The sequence below is a fragment of the Paenibacillus intestini genome, assembly GCF_030803945.1.
GTDB classification, from domain to species: domain Bacteria; phylum Bacillota; class Bacilli; order Paenibacillales; family Paenibacillaceae; genus Paenibacillus; species Paenibacillus polysaccharolyticus.
This window is the reverse complement of sequence record NZ_JAURUN010000008.1, coordinates 199,767-223,617: the sequence shown is the minus strand read 5'-3', so window position 1 is coordinate 223,617 and position 23,851 is coordinate 199,767. Positions and strand designations below refer to the sequence as shown.

General features: G+C 46.1%; 21 protein-coding genes. 5 read left to right on the top strand and 16 right to left on the bottom strand.

Annotated elements, in window-relative coordinates; all coding sequences use genetic code 11:
- Window positions 1–38 precede the first annotated feature (38 nt).
- The 9 genes from J2T16_RS20680 to J2T16_RS20640 all read right to left on the bottom strand — a co-directional run bounded on the left by J2T16_RS20680 (window position 39) and on the right by J2T16_RS20640 (window position 10,188).
- On the bottom strand, window positions 39–1,736 hold the full coding sequence (locus J2T16_RS20680) for a methyl-accepting chemotaxis protein (RefSeq protein ID WP_499019151.1): 1,698 nt from the start codon (window positions 1,734–1,736) through the stop codon (window positions 39–41).
- A 337-nt stretch (window positions 1,737–2,073) separates the two neighbouring features.
- Window positions 2,074–2,937, bottom strand: coding sequence for an STM4011 family radical SAM protein (locus J2T16_RS20675; protein WP_090919162.1), 864 nt, complete (start codon window positions 2,935–2,937; stop codon window positions 2,074–2,076).
- Complete coding sequence (locus tag J2T16_RS20670) at window positions 2,934–4,319, bottom strand: STM4012 family radical SAM protein (protein ID WP_499019150.1); 1,386 nt, start codon at window positions 4,317–4,319, stop codon at window positions 2,934–2,936. Before J2T16_RS20670 ends, J2T16_RS20675 begins: the two co-directional genes overlap by 4 nt.
- Window positions 4,320–4,332: 13 nt before the next feature.
- The gene (locus tag J2T16_RS20665; protein WP_154890980.1) at window positions 4,333–5,118 is read right to left on the bottom strand and encodes an STM4013/SEN3800 family hydrolase; all 786 of its coding nucleotides are present in this window, start codon (window positions 5,116–5,118) and stop codon (window positions 4,333–4,335) included.
- On the bottom strand, window positions 5,111–6,394 hold the full coding sequence (locus J2T16_RS20660) for an STM4014 family protein (RefSeq protein WP_499019169.1): 1,284 nt from the start codon (window positions 6,392–6,394) through the stop codon (window positions 5,111–5,113). Before J2T16_RS20660 ends, J2T16_RS20665 begins: the two co-directional genes overlap by 8 nt.
- Before the next feature lie 3 nt (window positions 6,395–6,397).
- Window positions 6,398–7,240: an STM4015 family protein gene (locus J2T16_RS20655; protein WP_221791483.1), complete on the bottom strand. Its 843-nt coding sequence runs from the start codon at window positions 7,238–7,240 to the stop codon at window positions 6,398–6,400.
- 393 nt (window positions 7,241–7,633) lie between these two features.
- Window positions 7,634–8,257, bottom strand: coding sequence for an XTP/dITP diphosphatase (locus J2T16_RS20650; protein WP_154985506.1), 624 nt, complete (start codon window positions 8,255–8,257; stop codon window positions 7,634–7,636).
- A 1-nt stretch (window position 8,258) separates the two neighbouring features.
- Window positions 8,259–9,014, bottom strand: a complete 756-nt coding sequence (rph, locus tag J2T16_RS20645) for a ribonuclease PH (protein WP_090919178.1) — start codon at window positions 9,012–9,014, stop codon at window positions 8,259–8,261.
- Window positions 9,015–9,132: 118 nt separating this feature from the next.
- Window positions 9,133–10,188 (bottom strand): GerMN domain-containing protein, encoded by a 1,056-nt coding sequence (locus tag J2T16_RS20640; RefSeq protein WP_336121970.1) that lies wholly within the window; start codon window positions 10,186–10,188, stop codon window positions 9,133–9,135.
- 227 nt (window positions 10,189–10,415) lie between these two features.
- Here J2T16_RS20640 and J2T16_RS20635 point away from each other — a divergent pair, with 227 nt between their 5' ends.
- Window positions 10,416–10,982: a phosphatidylglycerophosphatase A family protein gene (locus tag J2T16_RS20635; protein ID WP_090919184.1), complete on the top strand. Its 567-nt coding sequence runs from the start codon at window positions 10,416–10,418 to the stop codon at window positions 10,980–10,982.
- A 91-nt stretch (window positions 10,983–11,073) separates the two neighbouring features.
- Here the strand turns inward: J2T16_RS20635 and J2T16_RS20630 are convergent, their stop codons facing one another.
- The 5 genes from J2T16_RS20630 to J2T16_RS20610 form a co-directional block, all read right to left on the bottom strand.
- A complete protein-coding gene (locus J2T16_RS20630; protein ID WP_499019148.1) occupies window positions 11,074–11,727 on the bottom strand; it encodes a ferric reductase-like transmembrane domain-containing protein in 654 nt (217 codons plus the stop codon).
- A 38-nt stretch (window positions 11,728–11,765) separates the two neighbouring features.
- Window positions 11,766–12,761 carry an FAD:protein FMN transferase gene (locus J2T16_RS20625; RefSeq protein WP_499019147.1) on the bottom strand — a complete coding sequence of 332 codons (996 nt, stop codon included), beginning with the start codon at window positions 12,759–12,761 and terminating at the stop codon, window positions 11,766–11,768.
- A gap of 47 nt (window positions 12,762–12,808) precedes the next feature.
- Window positions 12,809–13,141, bottom strand: a complete 333-nt coding sequence (locus J2T16_RS20620) for a hypothetical protein (protein ID WP_154960713.1) — start codon at window positions 13,139–13,141, stop codon at window positions 12,809–12,811.
- A 220-nt stretch (window positions 13,142–13,361) separates the two neighbouring features.
- Window positions 13,362–14,360 (bottom strand): MBL fold metallo-hydrolase, encoded by a 999-nt coding sequence (locus J2T16_RS20615; RefSeq protein ID WP_499019146.1) that lies wholly within the window; start codon window positions 14,358–14,360, stop codon window positions 13,362–13,364.
- A gap of 24 nt (window positions 14,361–14,384) precedes the next feature.
- The gene (locus J2T16_RS20610; RefSeq protein ID WP_499019145.1) at window positions 14,385–15,128 is read right to left on the bottom strand and encodes a class I SAM-dependent methyltransferase; all 744 of its coding nucleotides are present in this window, start codon (window positions 15,126–15,128) and stop codon (window positions 14,385–14,387) included.
- 249 nt (window positions 15,129–15,377) lie between these two features.
- On the opposite strand from J2T16_RS20610, the gene J2T16_RS20605 reads away from it, so the two are divergent.
- The gene (locus tag J2T16_RS20605; protein WP_499019143.1) at window positions 15,378–16,253 is read left to right on the top strand and encodes a DUF72 domain-containing protein; all 876 of its coding nucleotides are present in this window, start codon (window positions 15,378–15,380) and stop codon (window positions 16,251–16,253) included.
- Between the two features lie 210 nt (window positions 16,254–16,463).
- Here the strand turns inward: J2T16_RS20605 and J2T16_RS20600 are convergent, their stop codons facing one another.
- Window positions 16,464–18,089 (bottom strand): WG repeat-containing protein, encoded by a 1,626-nt coding sequence (locus J2T16_RS20600; protein WP_499019142.1) that lies wholly within the window; start codon window positions 18,087–18,089, stop codon window positions 16,464–16,466.
- A gap of 172 nt (window positions 18,090–18,261) precedes the next feature.
- Here J2T16_RS20600 and J2T16_RS20595 point away from each other — a divergent pair, with 172 nt between their 5' ends.
- The 3 genes from J2T16_RS20595 to J2T16_RS20585 all read left to right on the top strand — a co-directional run bounded on the left by J2T16_RS20595 (window position 18,262) and on the right by J2T16_RS20585 (window position 22,595).
- Window positions 18,262–19,617, top strand: coding sequence for a dipeptidase (locus tag J2T16_RS20595; protein WP_499019141.1), 1,356 nt, complete (start codon window positions 18,262–18,264; stop codon window positions 19,615–19,617).
- Window positions 19,618–20,187: 570 nt separating this feature from the next.
- Window positions 20,188–20,760, top strand: a complete 573-nt coding sequence (locus J2T16_RS20590; protein ID WP_090919210.1) for a TetR-like C-terminal domain-containing protein — start codon at window positions 20,188–20,190, stop codon at window positions 20,758–20,760.
- A 254-nt stretch (window positions 20,761–21,014) separates the two neighbouring features.
- Window positions 21,015–22,595, top strand: a complete 1,581-nt coding sequence (locus tag J2T16_RS20585) for an oleate hydratase (RefSeq protein WP_499019139.1) — start codon at window positions 21,015–21,017, stop codon at window positions 22,593–22,595.
- Window positions 22,596–23,421: 826 nt separating this feature from the next.
- Here J2T16_RS20585 and J2T16_RS20580 read toward each other — a convergent pair.
- Complete coding sequence (locus J2T16_RS20580) at window positions 23,422–23,793, bottom strand: hypothetical protein (protein WP_090919216.1); 372 nt, start codon at window positions 23,791–23,793, stop codon at window positions 23,422–23,424.
- Window positions 23,794–23,851 lie beyond the last annotated feature (58 nt).

Here is a 23,851-nt window from a genome sequence, read left to right as displayed (position 1 = left end):
TGGTGCAGGGGCATTTCTCATATTTACCTTTTCTTAAATTAAGAAACTTTAAAACGAGCAACAGACTGCTGTAACATCTCCGCCATAGATGAAAGATCATTCGCAGCCGATGCAATCTCTTGCATTGCAGACAATTGTTCTTCGGTTGTTGCACTTACTTCTTCTGTGCCCGCTGCCGCGTTCTCCGTTACGTCCATGATTGATTTCATAGACGCATTAATCTGCTCTACACCAGCATTCATCTGTTCAATGGAAGCAGACACCTCCTGCGCTTGTCCCGCAACACCACTAACTGAAGTTCGAATGTGGTCAAAAGTAGATCCTGCCTGGTGCACTAATTGAATTCCCTCTTGCACTTCAGAAGATACCACACTCATCGAATGCGCAGCATTTCTCATGCCTGTCTCAATGGAAGAAACAAGTCCGACAATTTCTCCTGCAGACTGTGCAGATTGCTCTGACAATTTTCGAACTTCGGTAGCCACGACCTGGAATCCTCTTCCGTGCTCTCCAGCTCTCGCCGCTTCAATGGCTGCGTTAAGAGATAACAGATTCGTCTGGGCAGATATTTCCGAGATCGCGCCTACCATTTTCACAATATCTGTCGAGTGCTTACTGAGTTCTTCAATAACTCCCGCAAGGCTCGAAACTGTATTCTGAATGGAATTCATCTGACCAACCGCTGTGCGAATGGATTCACTACCCGATATCGTCTGAGCAGAAGCTTCAGCAGCCTTCTCGGAAACAACAGTTGTATTTTCAGCCACTTGCCGGAAACCGGTAGCCAGTTCATTCATCGTCTGGAATCCTTCGCTGACCATACGAACCTGGGCATCCATCCCTGTTGCGATCTCACCCATCGTAGTGGCTACTTGTTCATTAGCTATAGCCGTCTGTTCGGTACTTGCTGTTAATTCTTCCGACGAAGCTGCTACACGTTCTGCACCATCATTCACCTGATGAATCAGCGAACGCAAATTGACGGACATCACATTAAATGCTTCAGCCATCTCCCCGATCTCGTCTTTGTTACGAACCTTCAATGGTTCCCCTGTTAAGTCACCTTCAGCAATACGGCTAGCGGCTTGTGCAACAGCCTGCACCGGTTTGGAGATCATTCGGCCGATGATCGTTGCGATTGCTAAACCAATAAGAATAGACACGATACCTAGGATAATGATCAATCGAAGAACCGTAGCTGTCTGGACATTGGCCGCGGCGATCCCTTCATCCATTGCTTTTTGTTGATGATTTTCCATCGACTCGACAATGTTTTCAAATTCAGTAATAAGCGGCGGGACGGTATTCTCCATTAACCCGGATATTTCCTCCACATTCCCTTGCTTAGTCAAAGACATTATATTTTTGGCAATGTCATAATATTTGATCATCAATTCGCTCGAGTCTGCCAGATATTGCTTCATATTGGAACTCGTAACTGTCGCTTTTAGATCTTCGCTCAATTTTATGTAATCTTCATACGCTTGCTGAAATGCGTCCTCATTCCCCTGGTCAGGTTTCATGATGTAATTTCTCAAAGCCACTTGTTGTGATTTCAGGTCAATCGTCATATTTTTAATTTTAAGCAATTTGCTTGTTCTATCATTGATTAAATCGGTGAATGTTTTCTCCAAACTCACAAATTGAAAGTACGAAATAGCTGTAACCGCTATCAACAACAATAGAACGGATGAAAAACCGATAAGTAACTTTTGACTGATGGATATCCTTTTCACGTTGAGTTCCTCCCGAATTTCAATACAAGTATGTAAGATGATATATTTTTTTCATATTCACCCCCTAAACTAGACTAAAGACCTATAATATGATATAAAACAATATAATAATTATATATATCATTTAATAAACGGGTCTTTATTCCTAATTAATACTAACCCAAAACCACCAAAACTTGAATCAGAAATTATTTTGAATTTGCAATAAAATAAGTCAAGACCTATTTATCAAGGGTTTTCGAATTATTTCTTTATTACAGAAAATAAAAAAAACACCTTCCAGTACACTTGCAAACAAACCTTAAGGTTTGAGGCAAGCACTTACTGTAAGATGAATTTATTGATGAATAAAGGTCGGATTCCGTTCCAGTAGCCCTGTGCCAAATGTTTCTCTGAACGGGGAATCCTGCATATGAATATAACCGATGTAACAGCCGCATTTTTTCATGCCACAAGGACGATCTTTAGCCAAAGCCTGCAAGCCATCACGATAGAGATGACCGATGATCCGTCGATCCTTATAACATCTTTTTACATGACCCGAGCCTTGAACATAAAACACATCCGTGCCTGCAGCACAGCGCTTGCCCAAACTATCATAGTCCTGCAGATTCCCCTCAAAGAACGGGTCAATGTCCTTGAGAAACTTGATTTCGTCCGGGGTGTAGTAGTTCGGCCGATCTTTGAACGCATTGATCCACATATATACATCGTCAGGTAGGGCATTCCTCATGGATTCTATGGCTGGAAATGCACTGCGTAGTCCAACCGTGCCGACGCTGAAAGACAGCCCCATCTGCCGTAATGTCATACATTGGTTCACAAAGGAAGTCTCTTTGGTCTCGCGAGGGTGATACGTTGCCCAAAAGGCCGCTTTGTCTACATGCAACTCACTTGCCCAATCCAGTTTCACAGAAAGGTTCGTCTGAATCGCTACCTTATCCACATGAGTCATATGTGACAATTCAACCATCGCTTCCCGATACCAGCGCCGCACCAAAGCTTCTCCGTAGGGGTTAAAGAATATCGAAAATCGATGCCCATGAATCTCCTGTTCTCTGACCCAGTTTACAAATTGGCGTAGCTGCTGTTCGTCCACATTTAACGTTTCTTTGGAATCCACTGTTTTGCTGAACGGACAATAGGGACAGTCATAGTTACAAGAGGATAACTTCCCCCGGTAATATAAGGTCGCTCTCATGAGAAAACAAATCCTTCCATCTGCTCCCGAATATCCGCAGAAATAAGCCAGTCTCCAATGGCATCGGAATATCCAAGTCCATTCTCTGTCAAACGCAGTACTCGCTCATTTTCTTCGACATCGAAGCATGCCATCTCTTCGACCAACAATTCGTTCAGCCAAGGGTAGTCAGACATCACATCTGTTCCGAACCTCTCCTGGTAAGCGGACAACATGAGTCCTTCCCGATGTAGCAGCGCTTTTAATATAAATCGGCGTTTCTGCTCTTCGCGGCTTAACACAATGCCATAATCAGCTACATCATAACGCTCGGTGCCTACATAGTCTGCAATAATGCTTTGTGTTGCCTTATAGGTCACACCGTATTTAGATGCATAATGAACCTCGCTCGTATAGGAACGGGCACCACATCCCAGACCGACCATGCCCTCTTCCTGACAACTGTACGGTAAAAGTGCTTTGGCAGAAGACTGCTCCTTCGCAAATCTGCGCATCGAATATTGGGTGTACCCTTTGCTTTTTAAAAGTTCACGTGCAGCTTGGTAAAGTTGCATTCGTATATCGGGTCCTTGACGCTGAATATCCTCTGGCTTTACGATCGTGTTTTCCCTTGTGTATAGAGGATAAATAAATACTTCACCCGGATCATAAGCCAGAACACGTTCAAGGGAATATATCCATGTCGCCTCGGTTTGACCCGGTAAACCATAGATCAGATCCAGATTCAATAACGGAAAATCATAACGAACCAGCTTCTCCAGCGCGCGTTCTACCTCTTGAGGTTTTTGCGGTCGATAGATGGCTGAAGCCTCTGCTTCAATAAAACTCTGAATCCCCATACTCACCCGATCCACACGCCGTTCCTTCAAGATGCTTAATTTCCCATCCGTAACAGTGTCCGGGGATGTCTCCACCGATATCGAAGCTTGCGACGTATCTAGTCCCATCGTATGTTCAGCAATGTCAAACAGACGGCTTAGCTGTGTCTCATTCAACAATGTGGGTGTTCCCCCACCAATTGCAAACCTCGAATACGGTCTACGCGAAGTCACTGGCGCCCACTGCTTCGCTTGACGTTCAAGTGCGTCCACATACTGTTCATGGCTGTCCTGCCGCTTGTCCGGCAGTGTGAACAGATTGCAAAACCCGCAACGAGCAGCACAAAAAGGGATGTGCATGTATAAAAAGTAAGTCTCCGTGTCTTCCTTATCCCACAGAGATTGCAGCGGAATGGGCGGATTCAGTTCACGATATGCTGTCTTATGCGGGTAAGAGTACAGATAGGAACGATAAGGGAATGTCAGCACATCACGAAGACTTGCTGCTGGATCGGAGCCAGACTGTGTGGCACCTGCTGTAGTTCGCTCTGCATACTCACTCATCGGGCTTCCCTCCTTATAAAATAAATTCACGGTACGGCACCGTCCAAACTACATCATGCGCCAGTCGGTGTCCGTGATATCCATCTTCACCATAGGCGGTACCATGGTCAGAAAAAGCAAGGCAGAACGTTGGCCGTTCGCGCGCTCTCATCGCTTCAAACAAAGGTCCTAACGCCTTGTCCACATATCGCAATGCGGCTCGCTGCGTATCTACCGAGTCCTCCCGGGCTCCCTCAACGAAGTATCGGTTGGGGCCGTGAATGGCAGAAACGTTCATGAAAAGAAAAAGCTTCTCGTCTGGCCCAGTCTGATCGAGTAACTTTAAGGCATGGTTGACTTGATTCTCTGTTGACCTTGGATTGGTAACCCCAAAATTCATGCGCCAATAACTTTGCTGAAAATAACCAGGCAACACTTTGGCGAGAGGATTCTTTTTCGTAAAAAATATGACGCCACCGATACAGATCGTTCGATACCCTTCAGCGGCAAAGCCGGACACGATATCCGGCGTATCAAACAACCAAGTATGAGGATGAGTTTGAAGTCCCGTATTTCGAGAATGGAACAACCTTACATGCGATGCTTTGTCTGTATTGGCAGGTGTGGGCATAAAACCGCCAAAAAAAGCATGGTGAGCAGCATACGTAAAGCTCCCCGGGGTATGCCGTTTCTCCCACGAACCGGAGCCACACAGATTGGGGCAATGCTGTTCTTCCAGCTTGGCAACATCATATCGTAGCGTATCCAGTGTAATCATCAATATATCATGGGAGCCTACAATGGTGTTCATATCAGGCATGTCTAACAGGCTCCTTTCGCAAAAGCTTCATCTCCCATTCATACGGGGTCAACTCTTGATGTCTGACTCGGTATAACAAGTCTCCGAACGGGTTCACGTCCAGCACGTACGCTCGTGGTTCCATGCCACTGGTAAGCATCACATCAATGCCTGCCGACCATGAATTGGGAAAAGCCAGCATCGTATCACGAGCTACTCTCTGGATCATCGACATATGTGGGTCGGGCAGACCAGCTTCCGCCGGTAGCATGCGCTCATTCCGTAAATGAAGATTGGTGATTGGTGTACGGCTAAGACGCATGACTGCATGACCGGCCTGTCCTGCCATCACAAGTTGGCGAATGTCATAAACACGTTGATCCAGCATAGCTTTGGGCATCCACCGTTCTATCTGAGCTCCTTCAGCACAAAGCCAGTCCAGCAGCGTACGAATTTCTTCAGGATGTGTATACTTTTGCAGTTTACCTTCATTGTAAAAGAGCGTTTGACCCTGGCTGGTCTCCATACCTACGGTTGTCACAGCAATCTCTACACCTGTTCGCGGATTCACTTGATATGCAACTACTCCAGAAGCAGCCGAGCCACAGGCTAGCTTAATAAAAACGCGATGCATCCGTGATGCATCCATCGCTGCTCGCAACTGTTCCCAGCACTGAATTGGCTCGGAAGAAGGTAATATCGGTGGCACCGAAATTCCTTGACGCATGAGGTGAAGCTGGCATTCTCTTTTATCAAACATCATGCCAATCTCATCAGGATCATTCCAGAATTGCACACCAGGCCATACTTCACGCGCTTCTTGGGCGATTCGGTCAAGACAAACCTTCCAGCCTCTGAACCATTGGGCAGGCGCGTAAATTCTGCCCCATTGTTGCTCTAATGTGAGCGCTGCTTCGGCAGAGAAAGATTCACCTGGTGACCATTTCACCGAAGATATCGCTTCATTTGGCGAGCTAAACTTCCAGCCCTCAAAACTCGGCGATGGAGTGCTCAATACTGTACCGTCAAAGCCTTCGTAGTCGGTTGCCCCGAGATGTAACAGCCCGCGTTCTACCTCCCAATCTTCCCCGGGAGCATCCAGTCGAATCAGCGGGCTAGGTGAGATGAATTGCACAAGTTCGGCAAGACCGCCTCCCTGTCTCCAGGTACGGAGCAGATTCTCATAAGACAACACCGTCGCAGGTTTCATCCCCATTTGTCTTCTGGCTTCTTGTATCCCTGCCGTTCGTCGATTATCTGGATTGCTAATTAATAACAGATCTTTTTCATGCCACATCATTTATTCTGTCAGCATCGGGAAACGCCAGTCATCCTCATCACTTTCCTGTTGGTCACTGACATCTACCGACATGCCTGATTGCTTAAAGCGCTCCATCATTTCGTCCGTCATGAAGTGATAGCTTAGCTTCAAATGTTTTAATTGTTTGATTTGTTCGCTGGCAAGCAGTGCCTCTGCACCTTCATCGGATAATGTGCCTTCGGAGAAATCAAGTATCTGAATCTGTTCCAAGATCGATGCATCTGCAGTAGCCTTGGCAATCTCATCCTGTATTTCGCTGTCCTTCAAACCAAGGTACTCCAGTTTAGGGAAACGTCCTTTTTCAAGCAATGGCAGTACGTCCTCTAATGAACCGTCAAATCCATAGTCTTCCACACCCAAATACAGTTCGAGCTTGCGCAATTCGGGAAGTTCAGCGGAGGCAATGGAATGTAACACTTTTTTCGGAAGACCACCACAGATAATCACTAACTCTTCCAGCTTGCTGTGCTGAAGAGGCTCAAGTTCAAGTCCGCTACTGCCTTTGATCACAAACGAGGTCAAATTCGGAAAAGCTTGCAGAATTGGCGCAAGATTCGTCTGAACAATCCAGGAAACTTCGCACTCTTCGGACTCCATATCTCCGATAAACAATTGTTTTAGAGCCGGAAAACTTGGTGCAAGCTGAATTAACGTATCTTTGAATTCCTGCGGAGAATTTTCATAAGCTTGTCCCCAATCTCCAATGATCAGACTTTCCAGCGTAGCCGCTTCCGGTTTTGCTGCCAAATCTTGAAGAAGTGTCTCCATTCGAATACCTTCTTCATAGTCATCGTAATTTACAACCAGCTTCACTTCTTGCATGCCAAATCCCTCCCGTATAAGGTGTATCATCTTTCACTAATCTGAATGTTAACCCATACCCGGCATGACTTGCAACTTCTTCCAACCCCAGTCCCAATGCCATTCCCAATCGTGCAAACCACCTCCTGTTCGGTATAGGAAAAAGAACACATGTTCCCCATATCTAAAATCCTTAATCAGTCATGATATCTAGGTACATGGAAGGACCACACTTGATTAGCTTAACAACGCATATCAAAAAGACGTTAACAGAGTAACAACCTTATCCGATCCCATAGGAATGAAAGTTGTTTCCATTAACGCCTTGATGAATTCAATGCTCCACTTGCTTCATACAATCAAGAAAGTCAATCGATTCAGCACACTAGCGAAGCATGTAGCCTACCTCTTCTTTTATGCTTGCAAGCGAGAAATCAGTGCTCGCAGTGCATGACCCCGATGACTGATCGCTTGTTTTTGTTCCAACGTAAGTTCTGCCATCGTTTTCTCATACTCCGGCACATAGAAGAGGGGATCATATCCGAAGCCACCCTCGCCTGCAGCATCAGCTGTAATCCAGCCATCAGCCGAACCCTCAGCTTCATACTTGTCTCCACTTGCTGGATCGTAAAGCACCAGTGCACACACAAATTGAGCAGGACTTAACAACGGTTGCTGGGAATCCTCACCTGATTTTAACGCAGCAAGAGCATCCAGTAGCTTGGCATTGTTCTGGGCGTCAGTCGCACCTTCACCAGCATATCTTGCGGAATAAACACCCGGTTCTCCGTTCAGCAAATCTACACAAAGTCCTGAATCGTCTGCCAGAACAGGAAGCCCGAGCGCATCACCAACGGCTTTTGCTTTTTTCCACGCATTCTCGGCAAAGGTAACACCATCTTCCACGACATCCGGCAGCTCCGGATAATCAAACATGCTTTTGACCTCTTTGCCCAGCGGAGCAAAAGCATGCGCGAATTCACGCACTTTTCCTGCATTGCGGGTGGCAACAATGATAACCGGGCTGTCCAGACTCATCTTAAGCCTCACCCAATCCACGTGAACCAATCTTCAGCGCAATCGGTCCAAGAGCTTCTTTTTGCCGCTCGATCATTTCCAAAATTCCTTGTTCGCCAAGTTCCAGCATCGCGTTCAATTCACGGCGGTCAAAGGGTGCTTCCTCACCTGTTCCCTGAAGCTCCACGTATTTCCCGCTGCCCGTCATCACCAGATTCATGTCCACTTTGGCTTTGGAATCCTCATCATAATTCAGATCCAGTACCGGCTGTTCTCCGACAACACCTACGCTCACGGAAGCAAGGAAATCCGTGATCGGGAACACCTGCAGTTTATGTTGCTGCGCAATTTTGTTCACAGCGAGCGCCAGCGCCACAAATGAACCGGTAATGGATGTTGTGCGTGTGCCTCCATCTGCCTGAATGACATCACAATCCAGCGTAATGGTGCGCTCCCCAAGTGCCTGCAAGTTCACTACCGAACGAAGAGCACGGCCGATCAGGCGTTGAATCTCCATCGTGCGTCCTGTCAGCTTGCCGCGATTCGCTTCACGCTGGTTTCGAGTATGAGTAGCACGCGGAAGCATAGAGTATTCCGCTGTAACCCAGCCTTTGCCCTGTCCTTTCATAAAAGGCGGAACACGTTCCTCCACCGTTGCCGTACAGATTACCTTTGTATCACCGACTTCAATCAATACAGAGCCCTCGGCGTATTTATTCGTGTTAATTGTTAAATTCATCGGGCGTAGCTGTTCGCTAGTTCGTCCGTTAGATCTCATATTTTCTGCCTCCTACGACTTAAGCATCCTGTAATGTTGAACTTCTTCTCTCTTGCAACCATCCTTTATATTTTACCAAAGAGTTCAGTTAAAAGCACCCTCGGGGCTCTCTTATCTGTTAAATCGGGATTTCGTTAATGTATTCTGGCTTGGACACCGGCGCACTGTAATCCCGGTTATCATCACCTTTGACCGTTTTCTGCCCGTTCCATTCAATCTGCACTTTGGCATCTTTGCTGACTGTATTCTCCGCGGTTGTCAGGACAACGGACTGCAACAACTCACTAGGTACCATGTCCCCTTCTGTGAACATATCATCCTTCAGCGCAACCGTTACCGTGCCATCCTCAGACGTCTTAACCGACTGCAATTCCGTTCCACCTGTCATCACTTCTTCCAGTTCTCCATCCTTGGCTGGTCCCTTGATCAACTCGTTTAAAGCGGCCTGAACGCGGTCTCCACTTGGAGCAACTAGCCGTGTAACTGGAACATAATATTGCACACCAGCAGGAGAAGCGGCTGAAAAATAAACCGTCACAGGACTGCTGTTCGTTGTGAAGGATTCACCTAAATCCAGATTAATGCCTACCGCGCGATTCAACGGCTCTGGAAGAGGTGTACTATTGACAGGCATTTGACTCAGCTTTTTGCCATCCACCCAAATCTGTACATGGTTTACCTCAGGCGTTCCTGTCAGCGTCCACGTCACGGCTTCCAGCATTTTACGCTCATCTTTGGCATCATATTTGGCAAAGTTACCCGAGAACTCGACAACAGCCAGCTTGTCATCCGAGTGAATGGTTACATTCTGCACTACCGTTCCCTGTGGCAATACACCCTTGAAGCCTTCAGGTAACATTCCAGCATATGCTCCGCCTGTAACCAAAGTATCCAGAGCTGTCTTCGGGCTACTTACATCGGTTCCGGATGGAAGGGTTAACGAGACTGGAGCGAGCATCCCTTGCTGGTCTTGTAAATACACCGTCGTGAGCGGAAGCGTTGCGAGCTTTCCATTACCTTCAGCGGCCTGAATCATAGCGGCTTCCTGAATACGTGGCGGCGGATCAATCGCTTCTGAAGATTGGGCACCGAACATTCCACAACCAGATAATACGACAGGAATGCCAAGCAAAGCCGCTGCCGATGCCTTACGTAAAGATGGGATTTTTCTCATGATTCACGTTCCCCCTCATCATTTTTACAGTTTGTACTACCATGTATACGGGCCTTCGTTCAAAAAATAACTACTTTTTGCACAAGCTCCTGCTCAATCTGGCAATCTTCATGTGATACCAACATAAAAGCAACGCGATACGGTTAATAACGTATGTAAGGTAGATGTATGCAATCATCGATATATAAGTTGAACGAACTTTTTTTACACCAGAGGAGGATTCGCCCATGGAACATCCGGAGCAGGAAAAAATCCCTTACAGTCTGAATAGCCGCAAAGTTGCTGAAGCAACAAGGGAATGGTTACACAAACGGGGCGTCACGATCCCTGAGATCGCAGAACTGGTCATGCTTCTTCAGAAAAAGTATTATCCTGGACTGACGATGGAAGAATGCATAGAGAACGTGGAGATGGTTTTGAAAAAACGTGAGGTTCAGAACGCTGTCCTGACGGGTATCCAGCTTGATCTGCTGGCAGAACAAGGACAACTGATCTCTCCTTTGCAAGAGATGATTGAGAACGATGAAGGACTGTATGGCGTAGATGAAATTCTCGCCTTCTCGATTGTGAATGTATATGGCAGTATCGGATTTACCAATTACGGTTATGTGGACAAGCTGAAACCTGGGGTATTGGAACGTCTCAATGACAAAAGCCTGGGACCTGTGCATACGTTCTTCGACGATATTGTCGGGGCCATCGCTTCAGCCGCGAGTAGCCGGATTGCTCACCGCAAACAATCCGAGATGGAAGAGGCACTCGGAGAAAAGCCAGTCAGCGACGACAAGATTTAGTTTTAGATGGGTAGTCGAAGAAAAACGAGTCAAAAAAGCGGCCAGTGCAGGCCGCTTCTCTATTTCATATGGCTAATTCATGTTGCAACACCTATTTGAGTTGCTCTTGCCCCAAAGGCACAGCCAATCCGTAGGTTTCTGCCCATTTTCTATCTTTCATCGATTCTGATTCATTCCGTTTGGGTCCAATCGTGATCTCCGGTCCTTTTCGCTCTCGCATCAGACCACGCAATACCGTGATACCAACAATGCTGATTCCGGTAAATACATACATCAGACGCATGATCACGTGACCCGAATCACTTCCCGTTACCATGCCATGAATCAATAACCCGGCAAATACCGGATAGGATAACATGTGGAACATAAACCACCATTTGCGCCCCAGCTTGGTGCGTAGATCACTGGACAATAACACGATCAGCAAGCCGTAGAAAGCTAGCGTGCCCAGCCCCGTGCCAAACGGGTGCACTGACGCTGTAAAAGGAATCAACAGTTCTCTCCAGGTAAACGGGCTGTAGTGATCAATAACCAATGTGAGTGCATGTGTGATGCCAAGTCCAAAAGCAAGCCAGGTTGTTCGTGTATGCCACTCAAACATGACAGCTTTTGGTCTCCCCTTGGCGATAGGCATCCCTTGAGCAATCCCTAGAAATACACCAGCAAAAAGCAGTACATATGCAGCAATCCCACTAATACGAATGATATTCCACGTTGGCAGGTAATCTACAATCCACTGTGCCATAACCGGTTCCCCCAAATCTATAAGACTTGTTCCCGTTCCTATTCGATCAAGCTAAAACGATGATCCGGGTCGAAGCCAGGCCAGCGCTCAGCAAGTGTTGATGAATTTCCTCTAAAATAAACGTTTGCCTCTCGAGTGATCCAAAGAACATCATGTCGGTCATAATGTCGGTTAAGCCAGTTCACTGCTTCTGCACTCCCCAAGATCGATACGGTCTTGGCTATAATTTCGCACTGCGAAGCATGCTGACCAACGACGGTACATTGTAAAATGTCTGTGTCTGCCGGTTTCATCGTCCGGGGATCGATAAGATGATGTGCTGTATAACCCTTGTCATCTTGCCACTGTCTACGTGTAATCCCTGATGTGGCGACAGCCCCTCGTTGTAGGCGTACCGCCCCCGACACATCTTGCATCTGTGGAAACGGACTGGTTACCTCCAGCGTCCAATGAGGATGGTCTGTTGTACCCCATACCTGAATGTCACCGCCTGCATTAATCATTCCCGCAGGAATGTTCATTCTCTTCTTTAGCCAGTCCGCGATACGTTCTACAGCCCAGCCTTTTACAATACCGCCAAGATCCAGCTCCGTTCCCAGGTCGAGATGCACCATCCGGCTCCCTTCCCGCTGTATCCAGCTTGGACGACTGTAGTCATATGGATCTTCCCTCATGCCAGCGGCTTCCGATTTTAATATAGGTAATAGACGCTCCAGCAAAGGCCGCTGGGATGCTCGCTGATGTATCTTTTCAAAGCTTGTATCATATCCCGATGAACGAAGAGCTTTCATGATGCCGGGTTGGAAGATGCCTTCCGTTTGTCCGATATATCCATATGCTAAGCTGAGCACCTCATCCATCGCAGCCGAGACAGAGATCCATCCATGACTCTCATTCAGACGAGTTAATTCACTATCAGCCACAAAACGGCTAAAACGCTGCTCCTGTGTTTCGAACCAGTTTTTGACGAGGGAGGCGGCGTGTTCCGCCTGTTCTCTATCTGCCAGAAACTGCACTTCTACCTTCGTGTTCATCGCGTGAAAATAAAATCGGAGGGGACGTACAGCCTGCTCTGTGCGGCTCATGATGCACCTGTGCGTGACTGATAATTGCCATGATTGCTTTCAGAGCCCGAGCGCAGCGAATTGGTCTGATCCTGATTTGACCCAACCGAGTACCCGTCTGTATCCCAATTGTACTGATCCGTACCGTCTGGAGACCATTCATCCATCACATCGTCACGTGAATCCACCCGTGTGGAAGCTGTTATTCCAGTGTCTGTCCCATTCGCCGCCGCATAAGCGACGTCAAATGCATCCGAGGTTCTTACATATTGAAAGAGTGCAGCCACCGTTAATGTAGCCGCAGCCGAAGCTTGCCATTTCCGCCATTGGTTCCGTTTACGTCTTGTCATCGCTTATCCCTGCTTTCCATAGCGAAGTTCATAGTTGTATGATAGGCTCCCTGGCTTAAAAGAAGCTGAATAAACGGTTAACCGCGCCTAAAGCTTTTTGTTTTTCTCACAAAAAAAGCCCCAAACAGGTAAATCCTGCTTAGGGATAGGGATGAGATCACTATTGAAAAAAAGCTATTAACATCTGTGCCAAAATGTGTTTATATGCAACCTATGACTACTAGCTAGTTAAATGTTGAAAATAAATGATTCCGTCAGCCTGTTGTACCTGTCCCGCCAAACCACGCCGAGTTAATTCCTGCAGATGCGCCAGTGTTTCGCTCATGGCAAAACGTAATTGATGTATTCCAAGCCGATCACCAAACAAATGCAAGCAGATATCATATGCGTGCGCAGGGTCTTCCTGCATACGTTCCGTCAGTTTGCCCAGACGCTCTTCATGGTGAGCGAGCAATTCGATGGTTCGTTCCGTAAAACGGGTAAACGGATTTCGATGACCCGGATATGCACGTTCCACTGTAAAAGTGCTCAGACGCCGCAATCCATCCATGTATGACAGTAGAGGTTCTGTATCACTGCCCGGTTGCAAACTGATATTGGGCGAAATTTGGGGTAAAACAGCATCTCCGCACAGAATCTCTCTTGATTCAGGAGCATAGAATGAGAGATGACCCGGGGCATGTCCGCCCGTTTCCACAGCGGTCCATGCTTTTCCACCCATATGGACGGTTTCACCATCTGCAACGATGGTTACCTCCGGAAGCGGTGTAATTTGTGAGATAAATGTTTTCATATGTTCCTTAATTTCAACCGTTTTTTGTTGCGGCATACCATGAAGCAGGTAATACTCCGGCAGTCTCTCTTCAATGCTCGCCCCGGTTCCCCACATAAAATCTGTCTCCTGGCGGGAGCGTGCTGACATTAACACGGGTGCACCCGACATCTGCTGCATCCAGCCGGACAATCCCAGATGATCAGGATGATGATGGGTCAGTACAATCTGATGAATATGTTGAAAGGTCAAGCCGAGTCCAGCCAACGCTTCATGCCACTCCTGCTCCGTCTCCGCTGTACGCGGTCCTGGATCAATAATGCTGACCTTGCCATCCGGTTCGGTTAAAATATAACTGTTTACCCATCGAAGTGGAAAAGACATCGTGATTTGAATACGGTGCATTCCCTCTGGCATAGATAACGATTCGGTTCTTGTACGTTTCATGATCTTTCCCCTCTCTCGAGTCAATTAGTCAGTAGGAAGATGTCCTACAAAGATCATGCGCGGCGAAGTCTGCTCGTCATACTTCTCTTCATCGTATCCCCCGTGAACCTGATCAACCTGAAGATCTGCATCCTCCAGCATTTCACTCAGTTGCTCTCGCGAGTAAAGCTTGACACTTTCCTTGTAGGTTCGCGGTTCAGCCCCGGCAGAGATGTCCGTGATATGTATTTCCTTTTGCACAAACCCCTCTCGTATCCTGCGAAATTCTTCAATCCGCTGCCCTTCATCTTCACGAACAGAGTGCTGCACCAGATGTTTTTGCACATAAGCTGTATTGATAAAATCAAGAATGAAACTGCCTCCAGGCTTCAACATTCGATGGATGGCGCGCAGAACCTTCAATTGTTCAATATCCTCGGGAAAGTATCCAAACGAAGTGAACAGGTTAACTACGGCATCGAATCCACCGTCCAGGGGGATTCTGCGCATATCGGCATGACACCATCTAACCCGATGATCGGCATCCAGTTCTCTCGCTTCACGCAGAAGCACATCGGACAAGTCGACTCCCGTCACCTGGAAGCCAGCGTCCGCAAGCGCAAGAGAATGCCTGCCCATCCCGCAGCAGAGATCGAGCACTTCTGCACGAGGGCGAAGCTTCAACCAGTTAATCATCTTATGTACTTCCTCATAAGCACCATGCACATCCCGGTGTTTGTATACGAGCAGATAATCTTCGCCAAAACTTGTTTCGTACCATTCCTTCATGTCAACGTTCGCCCTCCGTATCTTCAGTGAACCATATCCGCATTGGCTGATTTTGCTGGCCAGACCACCTTATGCTAAGCTACGACTGGTGTCTGTTTTGAATCATTTCGAATTATTGTAACGCTTTAGAACCCAAACTCAAAATGATCGTCTGCCATCCTCATTGAACGCCTCTACAACGCAAGATATAATGTTAGACATATCATGCTCCTACGAATCGGTTAAATACATACAACAGGAGGTGTTCTTATGATTCGTATCGGACTTACGGGATGGGGCGATCAGGAAGACCTCTATCCAAACCGTACCCAAGCAAAGGACAAGCTTCGTCTGTACGGACAATATTTTTCCACGGTGGAGGTAGACAGTTCCTTCTACGCCGTGCAACCTCGCGACCGGATGGCCCGCTGGGCTTCGGAGACTCCTGAATCATTTTCATTTATCGTGAAAGCCTATCAGGGAATGACGGGACATCTACGGGGCAAGCCGTATTTTACCAGCACGTCCGAGATGTACAAAGCTTTTCGTGAATCGCTTGAACCTGTGAGCGAAGCAGGCAAAATGCAGGCTGCCTTGTTTCAATATCCGCCTTGGTTTGAATGCAACCGGGACAACGTCAATGAACTACGGGAAGTGAAGCTCCGTATGGAGGGCATTCCATGCGTAATCGAATTTCGTCACCAAAGCTGGTATGCGGACAACATGCGTGAGCGCACGCTTCATTTTCTAAAAGAGCAAGGATGGATTCACAGCGTCTGTGACGAACCACAGGCAGGGCCAGGTTCTATTCCCATTGTGCCCGTCGCAACGGATTCCCGGATGACACTCGTTCGCATGCATGGACGCAACGTATCCGGCTGGCAACAAAACGGCGCACCAAATTGGCGTGAGACTCGTTATCTGTATCGCTACAACGAACAGGAGTTGTCGGAATGGAAAGTTTATCTGGAACAGCTGCAGGAGCAGAGTGAAGATGTGTTTGTTATTTTTAACAATAACTCTGCCGGAGATGCAGCAACCAACGCCCAGATGATGATGGAACTGCTAGGTCAGCCTATCAAACCATTTCCCGACCGCACCGAGCCAGAAAAGGAAGAGGGTCCTGAGCAGCTGGAGTTATTTTAAACAGAAAAGAAAGACAGTAAATTTAGACTCACGTATAGTTAAATCAGTTAGTGTTCATATCTGAACTCAAATATTTAAAATAAACGACCTAAAAAGGTGCCTCTGTTGAGGCACCTTTTCTTGGCTCCCATACAACGAATCATATGAAAGCCAATGACATGGTAACTATACTACGGCTCATAATCCCAAACACTGATGTAACGAAAAGATCTAACCTTCTAAACCTGAGCGGAATACTTCTTTTCCTTTTGCATTGAAAATAACATAATGACTCTTCTTCCCTACCGGCACCCCGCTGTACATTCCGTCACCAAGGTAGTTTACCATGGAATAGGCTGGAAATATCCGTTTGCCCGTTTTAATATTGATTGATGCCGAGATTGAACCATCCTTAGCTTTTAATGCATATTGAACTGTTGCGATCGGATCAATGTCGTGATAATAGTCGGTACGATCAAGATCCATAATCTCGTATTTCACATCCATCACGATGTTCCCTCGACTATCCACAATCCCATAGCTTTTATTTAACTTTACTCGGTATAGTGGATTTTTTGTTGTCAATTTCTCAATCTGGTTATTCATGTAATTCGTTCGCTCAATAAGTGGAATCATTTCATCGTATTTCGCAGCTAGTATGGACTCACCACGAGTTCCGATCAATCCATATTTACCATTCTTACGAATGACAGCACTTCCCGCTTGAAAAAGATTGGCCTCTTCGTACTGAGCGGGTATTTTAATGTCTCCATTCTTCGAAACATATCCCCATTTTTGATTAACTTTCACAGCCGCCAGATCCTCTGAAAAAGCCTGCATGTCTGTATAACTGGACTCAAATAGTAGGGTTTGATCCTTTTTATAAAAAGTCCACCCGGAACTTTCATCTTTTATATCTCTTACCGCGTAACTTCCATCTCCTGAAAGAATAACCTTTTGGTCACTTTGAGGTTCTACAATCATATGCCCAGATACATCCACGATGCCTTCGCCATTTTGCTTTATTTTCCAAAGTCCACTCTGTGGCTCGCCTAACTTGGAATAATATTCATTGAACGAAACAATTAAGCCATCTTGCCTAACAATAGCGCTATGGTTATCGCGGCGGAGCCCCCAATCTAACGTATTACCTGTAAATTCAAGTTTGTTTTTGAACTCTGCAGGTACCACGAGCTGCCCCTTATAATTCATACTTCCCCACAACCCATCGATCTTTACAGGAAATACCCCGGATTTACGATAATCTATTCTATAATCCATTTCTTCGATGTTAAATGTCGTTAGTAATTTCCCTTTGGTATTGATTAATGCCCACTTACCATTCTTTTTGACCATTGCGACTTGATTGTAAAAGCTTGTTCCCTCTTCATATGAAGGAGAAATAACAAATTTGCCTTTCGTATTCATGTAACCAATCTTCCCATTTTTCTTAGCGATTGCGAGCCCATAATCAAACCAACCAATATATTCAATGCTTTTGTCCTGAAATATCACTTTACCTTTATTATTTATTAACTGATTTCTATTTACGACTGCTACACCCTGGTTGAACGCATCTCTTGCTAATTGAAACTGTGGCTTAATAACAAATTTCCCTTCGTAATTGATGAATCCCCACTGCCAGTTTTGACGAACCGGTATGAGTCCATTATCTGCTCGGTCAGTGAACCACAGATGGCTCAATCCCACATGTTCCTGCGCCTTGTCCCACTCATGATAAACTGGCTCGTTTGCTGCTAGCGCAACCCTCGGTATCATAAGTACTGACGCAATGAGTACCAAGAATGAAATGCCCAGAATTGTAGTGAATCTCTGATATGCTGGTCTTTTCTTCAACACTATTCCTCCATATAAAAGTAATGTTCTTACTCTTTTATTAATACATAAGTAAAAAGAACTATCAATATGGGAACCCAGCATTAGGAAGCATTTTTTTAACCAATGTTTTATTAACATGGCAAAATGGATTACAATAGATTGAAAGCAGATTTGAAGGAGGCCTTTTTCAATGAACGAACAAGCATATTTTGAGCAAAACCGGGACAAACATCTGGCAGAACTGAACGAATGGTTATCCATTCCGAGTATTTCCGCCATTTCTGAGCATAAAGAAGACATTCAACGTGCGGCACAATGGGCAGCGGATGCACTTACACGTGCGGGTATGGAAAATGTCGAGATTATCCAAACAGCTGGTCATCCCATTGTTTATGCAGACCACCTGCACGCACCGGGCAAACCAACAGCCCTGATCTATGGACACTATGATGTACAACCTGTTGATCCGCTAAATCTGTGGGAGACACCACCTTTCGAACCAACGATTCGTGGCGGGAAGCTGTATGCTCGGGGTGCAACGGATGATAAAGGACAAATTTTTATACATATCAAAGCCGTTGAAGCACTGATTGCCGAAAATAAAGAGTTGCCGATCAACATCAAATTCTGCATCGAAGGCGAAGAGGAAATCTCCAGCCCGAACCTGCCAATCTATCTCAACGATAATACGGACAAACTGAGAGCAGACATGGTGTTAATCTCGGATACATCTCTTTTGGAAAAAGGAAAACCTGCCATCTCCACGGGCCTGCGCGGCCTGTGCTCGATGCATGTGGATCTGTTCACCGCCAATACCGACCTGCACTCCGGTTCCTTCGGTGGCGGTGTACCGAATGCGCTTCATGCCCTCGTCTCCCTGCTGGCATCTTTGCACGATGAGCAAGGCCGCGTGAGCGTGGATGGATTCTATGACGGCGTTCTACCGTTGTCTCCTGAGATGAGAGAAGAATTCGTAAAGCAAGGCTTCAATGAAGAACAGCTTCGTCAAGATCTCGGACTGGAGCAATTGTATGGCGAAGAAGGGTATTCCTTTGTGGAACGTGTCGGGGCGCGCCCAACCCTCGAATTGAACGGCGTATGGGGCGGTTTCCAGGGCGAAGGCAGTAAAACCGTTATTCCAAAAGAAGCTCACGCTAAAATCACTTGCCGTCTTGTCGCTGACCAAGATCCGCAACATGTGCTTGATTCGATTGAAGCTCACCTGCGTACTCATGTACAACCAGGGGCGACATTGCAGATCAAACAGATTGAGAAGGCTTTTGCTTTCAATACCGATCCGACTGATCCGATCCTGCAAAAAGCCGCAGACGCTTACGAAAAAGTATATGGCGTGCGTGCTCTCTTCACCAAAGATGGCGGCTCCATTCCAATCGTAGAGAAGCTTTCCCGCGTGCTTGGCGTGCCTGCCGTGATGATGGGCTTTGGTCTGCCAGACGAAAATCTGCACGCACCAAACGAGCACTTTAATCTGGAGAACTTTGATAAAGGGTTGCTGACGGTCGTGGAATTTATGAAAAGCTTATAATCGTTAAAAAACACGCTTACACGGAGGTCACTGCGCAGGGAGAATAAGCTTTCGATCGCTGTTATTCCCAGATTTCTTTGATCCCTTTTCTAAAGGGAGAAATCCGGGAATAAAGGCGAGCGCTTCGCTTCTACAGCTTTTTTCTCCCCACTCCGTTTAACGTGTAAATTTTTATTTAACCCCTATAGAGGATAATGTATAAGAGAGGTGGTTCGCTTCTTCAGAATCGATTTCGCCCCCTCCACTACGTTATGCGCGTTCCTATAAGTCGTTTTAAAAACGTAATCTAGCTTTTTCGGGGATGAGCACAATAACACAGGGCGCGCTTGTGGAGGCGCTCCGGTGGCGAACCGTTCTTTTGATCGCTGTTATTCTCGTTTCAATAATGTAATAACGTAAAAACGATGGCCTAAACGGTCATCGTTTTTTTATTTTCTGTATTTTGCAGTGATCATTGCAATACCATATTTAGGTAAAATGTGGTAGCCTTCTTATGTACGTTTTCAGTAGTACACTCAAGTCGTATGATGACCACAATCTGAATGATTCTGAATGATGAGGTGAACGGTAATGTCTGCTTCCCATTTGACCAAAACCGCGCTGGCCCATTCGCTTAAATGCCTGATGGAACACACGCCGCTCAATAAAATTACAGTGAAGCATCTGGTGGATGGCTGCGGTGTAAACCGGCAAACGTTTTATTATCATTTTCAGGATATCTACGCCCTGCTTGGGTGGATTTACGAAACGGAAGCGGTGGAAAGTATCCATGAATACCGCAGTTATGATACGTGGACAGAAGGGTTCTACAAAATTTTCTGTTACATCGAAAATAATAAGGCCTTTTGCTGCAATACCCTTGAATCCCTTGGACGTTCTCATCTGGATGGTTATCTCTATCAAGTGACGCATGATCTGATTATGGGTGTCATTGATGAGCTTGCTTGCGGAGTCAAGGTTCGCGGAGAGGATAAAGAATTTATTGCTAATTTCTATACACTGGCTTTCACGGGTCTCATTATCCAATGGATGCGGAATGACATGAAAGAACCACCCAAACACATTATCGACAAGTTGAGTGAGCTGATTGAAGGAAATGTAGTCAGAGCACTGCATAAGTATGAGCATAAGTATCAGCACTGATTAAAGGATAAAGAACTAATAGGAATGTAGATAAGGCACGTAACAAGCGGCCATCCCGTTAAGGATGTGCGGCTTGTTTTTCTATGATCGCAGATAGCATCAAGTCATCGCTCGATCTACTGACCTAAAACTAGACATTTTTCCAAAAGTGACTAAAAAACAGACAGCTATCTTCTTTTGATCATACCTTCTTTCCCGGTGCAGGTTTACATTGGAAATGTGAAGAATACACCATCTTTTGGAGGCGATTGATCGTGAAAAAAGAACATGGCTCTAAACAGGTTTATTTTGTCGGCGGCGGTATTGCTTCTCTCGCGGGAGCAGCCTATTTAGTCAGAGACTGTGATTTCCCTGGGGAGAATATTCACATCATTGAGGAGATGCCGATTCTCGGGGGCAGCAATGACGGTGCAGGTAATCCGGAACAAGGTTACGTCATTCGCGGTGGACGGATGCTCAACGATGAGGCATATGAAAATCTATGGGAGTTGCTGAAGACCATCCCTTCTATTGAACAGCCGGGTATATCGGTCAGAGAAGAAATTACGGCCTTTGACAACGCTAACCCCACTCATTCCAATGCACGGTTAATTAATCGCGATGGTCAAGTGGAAGACGTTTTGTCTATGGGATTTGATATGGCCGATCGGCTGGCGATGGGCAAACTCATCATTACTCCTGAAGACACGCTGGGTAAATTGAGAATCAACGACTGGTTTGCACCCCACTTTTTCCAAACGAACTTCTGGTACATGTGGGCAACGACGTTTGCCTTTCAGCCTTGGCACAGTGCGGTGGAGTTCAAACGATATATGCTTCGCTTTTTTCATGAATTTCCACGAATTCAAACGCTCGAAGGGGTTACACGTACCCCCTACAACCAATATGACTCCATCATTCTGCCGTTGCATCGATATTTGGAGCCGTACGGCGTAGATTTCACGCTAAAATGCACCGTTACGGATTTGGACTTCAAAGAGGGCGACGGAATCACGGTCACAGGTATGCATGTGCGGCGGAATGGTATCGAGGAAATGATCGACATTCATGAGGATGACCTGGTCATTGTTACGAACGGCTCGATGACGGAAGGTGCTGACCTTGGTTCGATGACTTCCGCTCCCAAACTGAATGGCAAGGGTAGCTCTTGGAAGCTGTGGGAGAACATTGCGGCGAAAAAACCGATGCTAGGCAACCCTTCTTCGTTCGATGATCACGTCGATGAGTCCAAATGGGAATCTTTTACCGTCACTTTCCAGGATTCCGTTTTCTTTGATCTGATGGAAAAATTCACACGCAACCGAGCGGGTACTGGAGCCCTTGTTACATTCAAAGATTCGAGCTGGTTCATGTCAGTCGTGTTGGCCTTCCAGCCGCATTTCCGGAATCAGCCTGAACATGTCAAAGTCTTCTGGGGCTATGGGTTATACCCTGACAACGTAGGGGATTTTGTGAAAAAAAGAATGTGTGATTGTACCGGTGAAGAGATTATGCAAGAATTGATCGGCCATCTTCATTTTCAGGAGCACCAAGAAGAGATCCTGGCTACAGCCAACTGTATCCCTTGTATGATGCCGTATATCACCGCACAATTCATGCCAAGGCTGAACAGTGACCGCCCTCAAGTTGTGCCGGAAGGTTCAACGAATCTGGCATTTATCAGTCAATTTTGCGAGATTCCTGATGATGTCGTGTTCACGGAGGAATATTCGGTTCGCGCCGCACGCATCGCCGTCTACACCTTACTTGGTATCAACCGTCCGGTTGAGCCGATCCATCAATATCAATACGACGTGCGGACGCTGTTCAGCAGTTTCGTGACTTCGTTTAGATAGTAATTGAATAGTTAACTAACTTGAAGCCCAGATTTGATGTAATGTGATTTGAGTCATATCTATGAATGTTAATATAGAAAAAATCAAATGAAACTATTAAAAGAGCCCTGTGAGATCTAAAATGTACCCTTGATAAAAGACATTTTAATTCTTGGACAGGACTCTTTTTTGCGGATGTATCTTTTGTAAAACTATAAAGTATGTAAGAACAAAACCCATAAATAGAAGTGTCAATGCTAGGCATAACCCCTTCGCGAGAGCACCAAACAAAAAAACAAAGAGCAAACCAAAAAACATAGACAAAAACTAGCTACTTGATGCTCTAACGATCACCAGAAACCTTATTTCACACTTTTAGAGACTTCTAAAAATCTAACGATCACCAGGGAGCTTATTTGAGATGAAACGCCTCTTTTGCATCCCAAAACTGCTCATTTACATGAAATAGCGTTTCTGGTGATCGTTAGAATGGAGAACACTGCAAAATATGGAAAATAAGCTCCCTCAGGATCGTTAGAGCTTCAAGCATAATTGTCACAGTCTGACTCGCTACTCGCTACTTGCCGCAACGGTTTAAAGTGTGAACTCTGCGCATTGCGTTCAGCTCCCAGCACGCAGGGCCACTTCATGAGGAGGGTGTGCAGCTCCCAGCACGAGTGCCCTGCTTCATGACGAGGTGGTCAGCCAAAAATAAGCATAATTCGATACTTCTTCGACATATTTGGGTTATTACTTCGTTCCCCACCCTACTGTTCGTCAGGATAAAGTTACAGGCAGGCCTCCATCCATCTATCCATTCTTGACCAACTCTGTCTTTACTTTAACTTTACGGGCGAAACGTAGTAAATTTCAGCATGTGCACCTGCTTGGAGAAATGAGCGATCTCCTGATCTACCCCTCTCGTATCAGTTCCCGCCATTGCCTGATTAGCTCGTAGCGTTCTGCGCGTATTTAACATACCTTCGATGAGTTTCATGACCGTATTGCGTCCACGATGATCCACAATCATGTATTTTTTACGCTCATCCAGTTCAATCCATACGATGTTATTAAAGGTTGTGAACAGATGTTTGCGGTACTGTTCCATATCCGTCTCATTGTAATGCTCGCCATAAAAAGCATAATATCCGTGAATGTGCAGCTTCTCCGCCAGCACGGGGATAAACGGATCATGTTCCAGCATGGCGTTACGTTCCATGATTCATGCCTCCGTTAATGATCCGCAGATCTCATTTTTGAGATCTATTTTAACATAT